This window comes from Aquifex sp., from assembly GCF_056494385.1.
The window spans coordinates 1-10,559 of sequence record NZ_JBSLZM010000042.1 but is presented as its reverse complement, the minus strand read 5'-3'; the positions used below and the strand labels follow the sequence as shown (position 1 = coordinate 10,559).

General features: G+C 43.6%; 9 protein-coding genes and 1 tRNA gene. 4 read left to right on the top strand and 6 right to left on the bottom strand.

Going from position 1 to position 10,559, the window contains the following annotated elements; genetic code table 11:
- The 3 genes from ACWB1W_RS03550 to ACWB1W_RS03540 all read left to right on the top strand — a co-directional run.
- A partial coding sequence (locus ACWB1W_RS03550) for a transporter associated domain-containing protein (protein ID WP_479370019.1) occupies nt 1–200 on the top strand: 200 nt, incomplete at its 5' end.
- The gene (gene gltX, locus ACWB1W_RS03545; protein WP_479370018.1) at nt 197–1,618 is read left to right on the top strand and encodes a glutamate--tRNA ligase; all 1,422 of its coding nucleotides are present in this window, start codon (nt 197–199) and stop codon (nt 1,616–1,618) included. The genes ACWB1W_RS03550 and gltX, both read left to right, overlap by 4 nt.
- Nucleotides 1,615–2,304 (top strand): ATP-binding cassette domain-containing protein, encoded by a 690-nt coding sequence (locus ACWB1W_RS03540; protein WP_479370017.1) that lies wholly within the window; start codon nt 1,615–1,617, stop codon nt 2,302–2,304. The genes gltX and ACWB1W_RS03540 overlap by 4 nt, the downstream gene beginning before the upstream one ends.
- On the opposite strand, the gene ACWB1W_RS03535 is transcribed toward ACWB1W_RS03540, so the two are convergent.
- The 4 genes from ACWB1W_RS03535 to ACWB1W_RS03520 form a co-directional block, all read right to left on the bottom strand.
- On the bottom strand, nt 2,301–3,008 hold the full coding sequence (locus ACWB1W_RS03535; protein ID WP_479370016.1) for a zinc ribbon domain-containing protein: 708 nt from the start codon (nt 3,006–3,008) through the stop codon (nt 2,301–2,303). The two genes, ACWB1W_RS03540 and ACWB1W_RS03535, sit on opposite strands and share 4 nt — an antisense overlap.
- 7 nt (nt 3,009–3,015) lie before the next feature.
- Nucleotides 3,016–3,091, bottom strand: a tRNA-Ile gene (locus ACWB1W_RS03530).
- Nucleotides 3,092–3,119: 28 nt separating this feature from the next.
- Complete coding sequence (locus tag ACWB1W_RS03525; RefSeq protein WP_479370015.1) at nt 3,120–6,275, bottom strand: efflux RND transporter permease subunit; 3,156 nt, start codon at nt 6,273–6,275, stop codon at nt 3,120–3,122.
- Between the two features lie 11 nt (nt 6,276–6,286).
- The gene (locus ACWB1W_RS03520; protein WP_479370014.1) at nt 6,287–8,236 is read right to left on the bottom strand and encodes a heavy metal translocating P-type ATPase; all 1,950 of its coding nucleotides are present in this window, start codon (nt 8,234–8,236) and stop codon (nt 6,287–6,289) included.
- Nucleotides 8,237–8,312: 76 nt separating this feature from the next.
- Between ACWB1W_RS03520 and metF the strand changes: the two genes are divergently transcribed.
- Nucleotides 8,313–9,227 (top strand): methylenetetrahydrofolate reductase [NAD(P)H], encoded by a 915-nt coding sequence (metF, locus tag ACWB1W_RS03515; protein WP_479370013.1) that lies wholly within the window; start codon nt 8,313–8,315, stop codon nt 9,225–9,227.
- On the opposite strand, the gene ACWB1W_RS03510 is transcribed toward metF, so the two are convergent.
- The gene (locus ACWB1W_RS03510; RefSeq protein ID WP_479370012.1) at nt 9,196–10,107 is read right to left on the bottom strand and encodes a cation diffusion facilitator family transporter; all 912 of its coding nucleotides are present in this window, start codon (nt 10,105–10,107) and stop codon (nt 9,196–9,198) included. The two genes, metF and ACWB1W_RS03510, sit on opposite strands and share 32 nt — an antisense overlap.
- The coding region (gene plsY, locus ACWB1W_RS03505) for a glycerol-3-phosphate 1-O-acyltransferase PlsY (RefSeq protein WP_479370011.1) at nt 10,104–10,559 on the bottom strand (456 nt) is incomplete at its 5' end. The genes plsY and ACWB1W_RS03510, both read right to left, overlap by 4 nt.

Genomic DNA, 10,559 nt, shown 5'->3' with positions numbered 1-10,559 from the left:
AGTTTAAGCGTATTACGGGAATAAACATTCCGGAAGGTCCTTACAACACCCTCGGGGGTTTTCTTACATACAGGCTGGGAAGGATACCGAAGAGGGGAGAGGTCGTGAATTACGACGGATACCTTTTCAAAGTCGTCGACGCAGACAGTAGAAAGGTAAAGAGGATAGTTGTCGAAAAGGCCTATAATAAAGCTTTATGAGTAAAGTTAAGACCCGCTTCGCTCCGAGTCCTACCGGATACCTTCATCTCGGGAATGCGAGAACCGCCATATTCAGCTACATATTTGCAAGACACAACAACGGAGGATTCGTCCTGAGAATAGAAGATACAGACAGGGAACGCTCAACGAAAGAATACGAGGATATGCTCATAGAAGATTTAAAGTGGCTTGGTCTTGAGTGGGACGAGTTTTATCGCCAATCTGAGAGATTTGATATATACAGGGAATATGTGAATAAACTCCTTGAGGAAGGAAAGGCTTACCCCTGTTTCTGCACACCCGAAGAGCTTGAAAGAGAAAGAGAGGAAGCTAAAAGAAAAGGGATTCCCTACAGGTACTCGGGAAAATGCAGGAAACTTTCAAGGGAAGAAGCGGAAAAGCTGAAAAGGGAAGGAAGACCCTTCACGGTAAGATTTAAGGTTCCCGAAAACAGAACGGTTGTCTTTGAGGACCTTGTAAAGGGACACATAGCTATAAATACGGACGATTTCGGAGACTTCATAATAGTGAGGAGCGATGGAACACCGACCTATAACTTCGTCGTTGTGGTTGACGATGCGTTAATGGGCATAACCCACGTGATAAGGGGTGAGGACCACATACCGAACACCCCCAAGCAAATACTCATATACGAAGCCCTGGGTTTTTCTGTTCCAAAGTTTGCCCACCTTCCCGTTATCCTGGGTGAAGACAGGAGTAAGCTCTCAAAAAGGCACGGGGCCGTATCGGTAAGGGCTTACAGGGAAGAAGGGTATATGCCCGAAGCCCTCTTTAATTACTTGTGTCTTCTCGGGTGGTCTCCTCCTGAGGAAGGCAGAGAGATATTCTCAAAAGAGGAACTCATAAAACTCTTTGACCTGAAGGACGTTAACGACTCACCGGCTGTTTTCAACAAGGATAAGCTAAAGTGGATGAACGGTGTTTACATAAGGGAGGTTCTCCCCCTTGATACGCTCCTTGAGAGAGCCATTCCTTTCCTTGAAAAAGCCGGATACGATGTGAGAGACAGGGAATACGTAAAGAAGGTTCTAAGTTACACAAGGGATTCCTTTGACACCCTTTCCGAAATGGTTGAGAGACTAAGACCTTTCTTCGTTGACGATTTTGAGATAAAGGAAGAACTTTGGGCTTTCCTTGACGACGAAAAGGTTTACGAGGTCTTAAACCTGTTTCTTGAAAAGGTAAAGGAGAAGAAACCCGAAACACCTGAAGAGGTAAAGAAACTCGTAAAAGAAATCCAGAAGAACCTCAAGGTAAAGCCCCCTAAGGTTTGGAAACCCATCAGGATAGTCCTTACGGGAGAAACGGAAGGGGTCGGAATAGACATTCTCATAGCTGTTCTTCCCAAAGAGAAAATAGAAAAGAGGGTTCTGAAGGTTCTTGAGAAGCTCTCATGATAAAACTTTACTTTAAGAAATCCTTCCCCTCCCTGACCGTTGAGGCTTCCTTTAACTTTGTCAAAGGCTTCAACGTTATCCTCGGACCCTCCGGGTGCGGAAAAACTACCACCCTAAGGGTTATGTGCGGACTCCTCAGACCCGAGAAGGGCTACATGTTTTGCTGTGAAGAGGTTTTTATGGACCTTGAGAGGGGTATATTCCTCCCGCCTCAGAAGAGGAGGCTCGGTGTAGTTTTCCAGGAGCATAATCTATTTCCCCACATGACGGTAAAGGAGAATATTGAGTTTGCCCTCAAGAAAGCCCAAAAAAAGGAGTTCACCGCCGAGGAGCTTCTTGAGAGGTTTAACCTTAAGGGTTATGAGAATAAATACCCCCACGAGCTTTCGGGAGGACAGAAACAGAGAGTTGCGGTGATAAGAGCACTTGCCTACAATCCGAGGGCATTTCTTATGGATGAGCCTTTTTCCTCTTTAGATTTCAGAACTAAGGTTGAGGTTATGGACTTCGTAAAAAGTGTTCAGTTCGGAAGACCGGTAGTGATAATAACCCACGACCCCTTTGAAGCCCTTTACGTGGGAGAGAAGTTCTTCCTAATGGATAAAGGTAAAGTTGTTGCGGAGGGCGGAAAGGAGATAGTTAAGGAATACGTTAACCTGAAAAAGATAAAAGAAGTTCTCTCTTAGAACTTGTAGTAGACGAACCTTCCGCAGGAGGGACACTGTTCTATACTGTCCTCTCTTATCATCTTTGAAAGTATTACACTCGGGATTTTTATACCGCACCCGCTACAGGCTTCCTCTTCCATCGGAACCACAACGAAACCCTCAAAATGCTCTTTATTCTCCTCGTAAAATCTTACAAGGTGTTCGGGAATCTCACCCTTTGTCTCTTCCCTTCTGCTTGTAAGCTCGTGGAGTCTCCTGTGGGCTATCTCTTCTTCTGTTTTTAAATCCTGTAGTTCTTCCTCAATCTCTTTGATTCTCTTCTCAAGTTTCGGGAGGTTTTCCTCCATTTCTTTGGTTAAACTTTCTATTTCTTTTTCAACTTCGTCAAGCTCGTAGGATTTCTTAAGAATTTTGTCCTCAAGTTTTGCTTTCTCCCTTAGGAGTGCCCTGTATTCAACGTCTCTCGTTGCCTTCATTAATCTGTCTTCCGTTTTTTTGAGTTGTTCTTCAGCCTCCTTTATCTCCTCGTGCAGTTTCTTTTTAAGCTCTTCAAGCTCTTCCTTTCTCTTCAGGAGGTTTTCCCTTTCCTTCCTGAGGGCTTCAAGATCCTCGTGAAGGTGTTTGAACTCCTCCCCTATCTTCTCAAGCCTTTTTTTTATCCTCTCTATTTCAAAATCTATCTCTTGTAACTTCAGAATTAATTTAGCCTCTTCCTTTGTCATGGGTTTGTGGTGGGCGCGGGAGGACTCGAACCCCCAACCGGGCGGTTATGAGCCGCCCGCTCTGCCAATTGAGCTACGCGCCCAAGCTAAAAAGATAATATACCACTTTTTTTACCTGCGTGCAAGTTTTAGTTCCGTATATACCGCGTAAAGTGCGGGAATGAATATCAGAACAACGATAATCGTTGATATAATTCCACCGACCATAGGTGCAGCTATACGGGACATAACTTCGCTTCCCGTTCCCTTTCCGAGGAATATGGGAAGTAGTCCTACAAGTATCGCACCGAAGGTCATAAACTTCGGTCTTATACGCTTCACAGCACCGTGATAAATGGCCTCAAAAGCCTCCTCCTTTGTAGGGTTTTCGGGAAGTTCCTTAAGGGCGTTCCTTATGTAAACTACCATAACTATGCCCATTTCCGCCGCAATGCCGAGTAGCGCAAGAAACCCCGCTATGCTTGCAATGGATACGTTATAACCGTTTATATACATTAAGAAAACACCACCGAAGGTGGCTGCCGGAAGGGTAAGGAGGACAAGAAGGGTTTCGAAAAATCTGTTGAATGTGAACCAAACAAGGAGAATTATAAGGAGAATTACGGAAGGAACTATAACCTTTAGGTCTTCAAGGGCTTTCTTCCAATACTCATACTGTCCGCTCCACTCGTAGTAGTATCCCTTTGGAAGTTTAAGCTTTTCCTTAAGAATTCTATCTGCGTTTTCTATAACGCTTCCCATGTCCTTTTCGGGATCCGGAGTTATGAGAATATAGCTCACGAGCAATCCATTTTCGGACTTTATGCTCACGGGACTTTCTCGCTTTACTATGTGGGCCACGGCCGACAGGGGAACGAGTTTATCTTTTAAAGGTATCATCAAGTTTTCAAGGTCGTATCTGTAATCAAGGGGCAGGCCCAGGGTTATGGAATACCTCTCCCTTCCGTAAATGAATGTTGATATGTCAGAGTTGGCAAGAAGCGAGGAAAGGGCTTTGTTTATATCTCCTATAGTTAACCCATACCTCTCAAGAGCTTCCCTCTTGGGAATTATCTCTATATAACTTCCCCTTGAGCTTCTTTCCCCGAACACGCTCATTATCCCTTCGGCGTTTCTCAGAAGTCTTTCAACCTCTTGGGCAAGTTCGTTGAGTTTATCAACGTTATCCCCGTATATCTTAATACCTAAGGGGGTCTGAATTCCCGTTGTTATCATATCTATTCTTCCCTTTATAGGCATAGTCCACATGTTTGTAAGTCCGGGAACGGATATAGCTTTATCCATCTCCCTTATGAGTTCCGTATAGGTTATAGGTCTCTCCTCGGGAAATATTTTTCTCAGTATGTCCTTAGCCCATTCCGGTATGTTCCAGTCGGAGTAAAACCTCTCAACCTTTACCTTTCTCCACTCCTCTTGGGGTTTCAGCATTATGAATGTCTCAACCATTGATAAAGGAGCCGGGTCCGTAGGTGTGTCCGCCCTTCCCGCCTTTCCGAAAACGGATTCAACCTCGGGGAATTGGGCGAGTATTCGGTCCTGAACGTTAATTATTCTAAGTATTTCCTGTCTTGATACGCTTGGGGTTGTTGTAGGCATATACAGCAGACTTCCCTCAAAAAGGGGAGGCATAAACTCCCTTCCGAGTTTTTCGTAAAAGTAAAAGCTTCCGCCTATAAGACCGAAAAAGATGAGTAGGAGTAAATACCTTAGCTTCACAGAAATATGAAATACGGGGTCATAAAGCTTTACGAGAACCTTAACGAGCGGATTTTTCTCCTCACCCGGAATTCTTCCCCTTATTAGGTAATAGGCGAGAACGGGAACAACCACTACAGAAAGTATAGACGCTACAAGCATTGAAAGGGTTTTTGTCGCAACAAGAGGTGTGAACAGTCTTCCCGCTTGACCTTTAAGGGCAAGAAGGGGAACGAAGGAAACGGTAACTATAAGCAGTGCAAAGAATATGGGCTTTCCTACGTCTGAAGCTGAGTGAACTATTGCGGTTTTTAGGTCCTCACCGTCTTCAAGTCTCCTGTGTATATTCTCAACGAGGACGATAGCGGCATCAACCATGGTTCCGATAGCTATGGCTATTCCACCCAGGGACATGATGTTTGAGGTAATTCCGAGATGGTTCATAGTTATGAAGGTTGCAAGTATAGATAAAACGAGGAATACAATTATCACAAAAGCACTTCTTACGTGGAAAAGGAATATGGAAACAACGAGTAGAACGATTATGGACTCTTCTATTAGTTTTTCCTTTAGGTTGTTTACGGCGTTTTCTATTAACCTCGAGCGGTCGTAAACGGGAACTATTTTCACATCTTCGGGAAGTCCTTTCTTTATTTCCTCAAGTTTTTGTTTTACTTCCTTTATAACTTTGTAAGCATCGGCTCCGAACCTCATAATGACTATACCGCCTACCGTATCACCCATACCGTTCAGGTCAGCAACTCCCATTCTGTATGCCGGAACTTCCACGACTTTACCTATATCCTCTATCCTTATGGGAACTCCGTTTCTCTCAAGGATTACTGTCTTTTCTATTTCTTCCTTACTTTTTACATAACCTACAAGTCTTATGAGGTATTCTCTCTCGTTTATTTCTACGTACTTTCCGCCGAGTTCAACGTTCGTTTTCTTTATGGCGGTGTAAAGGTCTTTTAAAGTTATGCCGTATTGGTATAACTTTTCAGGTTTTACAAGGACTCTATACTCCTTTTTAAAGCCTCCTACGGAGGCTACTTCCGCTACATCAGGGACAGAAAGAAGTGCATACTTTATGTAAAAGTTCTGTAGAGTCCAAAGCTCATCAAGGCTTCTTTTATTGGATACAAGTGCATATTGGTAAACCCATCCGACACCCGTTGCATCCGGACCGAGTTGAACGGTTGCTTCCTTCGGAAGCTGGTCTCTTATAGTTGCCAGTTTTTCAAGAACCCTGCTCCTTGCCCAGTATAGGTCAGTTCCATCCTCAAATATAACAAATACGAGGGAGTAATTGGGAACAGAATAACCCCTTACGGTTTTCACTCTGGGAATACCCATCATATTCGTAACAAGCGGATAGGTAAGCTGGTCTTCAATAACCTGCGGAACCTGCCCGATCCACTCTGAGTAAATGATAACTTGAACGTCAGATAGGTCGGGAATAGCATCTATGGGAGTTTTTTTAAGGGAGTAGTAACCGTATAAAAGAAGGAATACTGACGCAAATAAAACCGCTATACGGTTTTTGAGTATAAACTCCGTGAATCTTTCCATGGTGGTTCACCTCACGATAGGGATTTCTTCATAAGAAGTGCGTTTAAAGAAACTATAACGGTGCTTGCACTCATAAGAACAGCTCCAACAGCCGGCTTTAAAACTATACCAAAGGGAACACCCAGTCCAATGGCCAGAGGAATAGCGACTACGTTATAAGAAAGAGCCCAGAAAAGATTCTGATACATTTTCTTAACGGTTATTTTTGAGAGCTTAAACACCTCAACAACGTCCAAAGGATTACTCCTTACGAGGATTATATCGGCACTCTCTATTGCTATATCTGTTCCCGAGCCTATTGCTATACCTACATCCGCCTGAACAAGTGCGGGGGCGTCGTTAACACCGTCCCCAACCATTGCAACCATATAGCCCCTCTCTTGCAGTTCTTTTACCTTTAACGCCTTCTCGTGGGGTAGAACCCTTGCAAAGAACTCATCTATTCCTAATTCTTCAGAAACAGACTTAGTTACCCTTTCATCGTCCCCCGTTATCATAACAACCTTTTTACCCATTTTCTTAAGAAGCCTTACCGCTTCGTAAGACTCCCTTCTTATCCTATCTGAGAGGGCGATACATCCCGAAAGAAATCCGTTAACCGATGCATATATAACAGTTCTTCCCGCGGAAGAGAGATTCTCACATTTTTTTAGGAGTTCCTCTGAAACTTTTACTCCTTTCTCTCTCAAGAAATCAAGATTTCCCACAAGAATCTCTTTTCCATGAACCTTTCCGTAAACCCCCTTTCCTGGGAACGCTTTAAACTCAGAAACCTCAAAGAGGTTAATTCCCTTTTCTTTTGCGTAATTAACAATAGCCTTTCCCAGGTGGTGTTCCGAGAGCGCTTCAACGGAAGCAACGAGACTTAATAACTCCTCTTTATTCCCATCGGCTATTACCTCACTTACGGAAAGTTTCCCTTCCGTTAAAGTTCCTGTTTTGTCAAAGACAACAACCTGAACGCCCTTAGCCCTTTCAAGGGCTATACGGTTCCTTATGAGAATTCCTTTCCTTGCGGAGTAAGCTGTTGATATAGCAACAACAAGGGGAATAGCGAGACCAAGAGCATGGGGACAGGCTATAACCATAACCGTTACAGCTCTCTCAACCGCAAAGGTTGTATCACCTCTCAGATAAATCCAAGTTATTAAGGAAGAGAAACCCGAAAGAACAGCTATAACGGTGAGATAAAAAGCAGCCCTGTCCGCTACGTTCTGGAGTTTAGACTTCGTTTCCTGAGCCTCCTTAATAAGTTTCATAACCTGGCTCAGATATGTATCTTTTCCCGCCTTTTCAACTTTTACCTTCAGGGAACCGTCAAGGTTCAACGAACCTCCTATTACTCTATCCCCTTCCTTCTTTTTAACGGGCTTTGACTCTCCGGTTAATACGGACTCGTCAACAAAGCTTTCACCTTCTTTAACAATTCCGTCCGCGGGGATTCTCTCTCCGGGCTTCACGAGGACAAGGTCACCGGGTCTTAAGCTATGTGTAGAAACGTCAACAGTCTCACCGTTCTTTATCAAGTGAGCTACTGATGGGATGAGTTTTACAAGCTCTTCAAGTGCTTTTCCAGCACCCGCTATTGACCTCATTTCTAACCAGTGTCCCCAGAGCATTACCGATATAAGGGTACTCAGCTCCCAGAAAAAGGACTTTCCACCGAAGAAATACGTATAAACGCTGTAAAAGTATGCAACACTTATACCCAATGAGACAAGAGTCATCATTCCCGGCTTTCTTTTTTTTAATTCCTCCACGAATCCCTTAAGAAAGAAAGTTCCACCGTAAAGGTATATAAAGGTTGAGAGAATGAGGTTTAAGGTAGACCCGTAGGGAAACTCCTTTACCGAGAGGAGAACCACGGGGATTGATAACAAGGTTATTATTATCGCTTTCCTCTTTATTACTTCCTCATGACCCTCCTTATGTTTTTTATGGTTGTGGTCGTGTTCATGCATAAACAAAAAGATAGAAGAAGTAGTTGTTAAATTGTAAGTTTTATTTCCTGTTTTTTTAACGTTAAACTTAAACTCTATGAAGATTGAAGATATACTCAGGAAGGGTGTTTTCAGTATATCCTTTGAGTTCTTTCCTCCGAAAACGCCGGAAGGTGAGAAACAGCTTTTTGAAACGATAAGTAAGCTTGAAAAGCTAAATCCTACTTTCGTTTCCGTAACCTACGGGGCCGGTGGCTCAACGAGGGACAGAACGAGAAACGTAGTGAAAAAAATACACGAGGAGACAAACTTAACGGTTATGGCTCACCTAACCTGTATAGCCCACACAAAAGAAGAGTTAATAGATATACTTAACGATTACAAAAATATAGGAATAGAGAACATATTAGCCCTAAGGGGGGACGTTCCGAGGGACAAGCCCGATTGGAGACCCCCTAAGGGGGCATGCAGACATGCGAAGGATCTCGTGGAACTTATAAGAAAAAAGTTCGGTCATTGGTTTTCAATAGGTGTTGCCTCATACCCGGAAGGACATCCGGAATCTCCTAACCTTGAGTGGGAGGTAAAGTACTTCAAGGAAAAGGTTGAAGCGGGAGCAGATTTTTCGATAACCCAGATGTTTTTCGTTAACGATTACTACTACAGATTTGTTGATATGTGCAGGAATGCCGGAATAGAGATTCCTATAATTCCCGGAATAATGCCCATTACAAACTTTAAGCAGATAAGAAAGTTTGCATCTCTTTGTGGTGCAACGATTCCCCAAAGCTTGATAGAGAAACTGGAAAAGGTTGAAAACAAACCCGAAGAGGTAAAAAAAATAGGAATAGAATTTGCGATAGAGCAGTGTATAGACCTTATTGAGAACGGAGTTCCCGGACTTCACTTTTACACCCTTAACAAGTCGGACGCAACCCTGAAGATATATGAGAACATCAAGGACAAAATTCCGAAAAGCGTTAATGTTCGTGGTGATGATGGTGAAGCTTAATATGTCCTTCCGTGAGCAAGGGACAGGATTCGGTGCATGCAAAACCTTCTTTTTCAAGCTGAACAGTTGTGTGTTTTATACCGTATCTTTCCGCGACTTCCTGGACTTTCCTCAATATATTGTTACATATGCTTGTGTCCTCAATCACGACGTGAACCGTCAAGACCTCTGTTCCAGGGGTTATTGACCATACGTGAAGGTCGTGAACATCCTTAACACCCGGTAGTTCTCTTATATCCCTTTCCAGTTCCTCCGTGCTTATGTGAGAAGGAGCGAGCTCAAGAAGAACGTCAACGGTTTCTTTTATAACCGCATAGGTTGACGGGAGTATAAGGAGTGCAACCGCCACGCTCAGAATCGGATCCGCGAGGTAAAACTTCCAGAAAATGATAGCAACTCCCGCAATTATTGCAGCAACCGAACCGAGGGTATCCGTTGCCACATGAAGCAGTGCCGCCTTTACGTTTATATTTTCCTCGGAGTGCTTAAGGAGAATGTATCCGACCCCGAGGTTTACGAGGAGACCCGCAACGGCTATGTAAATCATCTCTTCTTTAACGGGTTCCGGGTTCTGAAAGCGCTTCAGGGCTTCAAATATTATGTATCCTACGAGTCCTAAAAGAAAGACACCGTTTATGAGTGCTGCGAAAACCTCAAGCCTGTAAAGACCGTATGTCATTCTCTCGTTCTTCACCCTCACAGCCAGGAACTGACTTATAAGGGCTATAGAGAGAGATAGAGCGTCGGTAGTCATGTGTCCCGCATCCGAAAGGAGGGCTAAACTGTTTGTCAAAATTCCTCCTACGAACTCAACAACCGCAAATAATGTAATTAAAAAAAAGCTTACTCCCAAAGCTTTAAGACTTTTCTCTCTGTTCATACCTTAAGCTCCCTTCCTTGAACGAGACGTTCAATATTCTCCCGATGCTTATAAAGGATAAGGAGGAATATAACAAAGGCCATGACCATTATCTTTGTAGGGTAATCCAGAAGGAAGAGGTAAATAACCGCGGAAAAACTCGCGGTAAGTGAGGAAAGGGATACGTATCTCGTAAGAATGAGGACGAAAACCCAGACAAGAATTGAGACAATGGCTACCGAAGGAGAGAGTGCCGTAAGAACACCGAAGGCGGTTGCAACGCCCTTCCCGCCTTTAAAGCTGAAAAAAAGAGGAAACATATGCCCGAGAACGGAAGCTATACCCGTAAATACCGTTATCCATGAGTCGTAACCGTATAGCTTAACAGCCAAAGCTGTCGGGATAAGTCCCTTTAGCATATCAAGAAAGAAAACCAGAGCTCCGTATTTCTTTCCAAGGGCACGGGAAACGTT

What these genes read in the sequence shown, in the direction of transcription:
- gltX (WP_479370018.1), top strand. Translation starts at nt 197, where the DNA reads ATGAGTAAAGTTAAGACCCGCTTCGCTCCGAGTCCTACCGGATACCTT.
- ACWB1W_RS03540 (WP_479370017.1), top strand. Translation starts at nt 1,615, where the DNA reads ATGATAAAACTTTACTTTAAGAAATCCTTCCCCTCCCTGACCGTTGAG.
- ACWB1W_RS03535 (WP_479370016.1), bottom strand. Translation starts at nt 3,008, where the DNA reads ATGACAAAGGAAGAGGCTAAATTAATTCTGAAGTTACAAGAGATAGAT.
- ACWB1W_RS03525 (WP_479370015.1), bottom strand. Translation starts at nt 6,275, where the DNA reads ATGGAAAGATTCACGGAGTTTATACTCAAAAACCGTATAGCGGTTTTA.
- ACWB1W_RS03520 (WP_479370014.1), bottom strand. Translation starts at nt 8,236, where the DNA reads ATGCATGAACACGACCACAACCATAAAAAACATAAGGAGGGTCATGAG.
- metF (WP_479370013.1), top strand. Translation starts at nt 8,313, where the DNA reads ATGAAGATTGAAGATATACTCAGGAAGGGTGTTTTCAGTATATCCTTT.
- ACWB1W_RS03510 (WP_479370012.1), bottom strand. Translation starts at nt 10,107, where the DNA reads ATGAACAGAGAGAAAAGTCTTAAAGCTTTGGGAGTAAGCTTTTTTTTA.